Annotated in this window: 1 rRNA gene; it reads right to left on the minus strand. The window is 50.6% G+C overall.

Going from position 1 to position 502, the window contains the following annotated elements:
* Positions 1 to 502 (minus strand): 23S ribosomal RNA (locus ACFSW8_RS17780); the annotation flags it as partial.

The raw sequence follows: 502 nt of genomic DNA on the forward strand, positions 1-502 counted from the left end.
CCCACTCATCAGCACGCAACGCTGCACCTAAATGCATTTCGAGGAGAACCAGCTATCACGGGGTTTGATTAGCCTTTCACTCCGACCCACAGCTCATCCGAGAATTTTTCAACATTCACCGGTTCGGTCCTCCACTTAGTATCACCTAAGCTTCAACCTGGCCATGGGTAGGTCACCTCCGTTTCGGGTCTAGCACATGCAACTCATTGACGCCCTATTAGGACTTGGTTTCCCTACGCCTCCGAACCATAAGTTCTTAAGCTTGCCACATATACTAACTCGCAGACTCATTAAGCAAAAGGCACGCAGTCACTCCGAAGAGCTCCTACACCTTGTAGGCACATGGTTTCAGGTTCTATTTCACTCCCCTCACAGGGGTTCTTTTCACCTTTCCCTCACGGTACTGGTTCACTATCGGTCGCTAACGAGTATTTAGCCTTGGAGGGTGGTCCCCCCATCTTCACACACCGTTTCACGTGTGGTGTGCTACTTTCACCTAGCC

The sequence above is a fragment of the Rubritalea tangerina genome (genome assembly GCF_042683245.1).
Taxonomy (GTDB): domain Bacteria; phylum Verrucomicrobiota; class Verrucomicrobiia; order Verrucomicrobiales; family Akkermansiaceae; genus Rubritalea; species Rubritalea tangerina.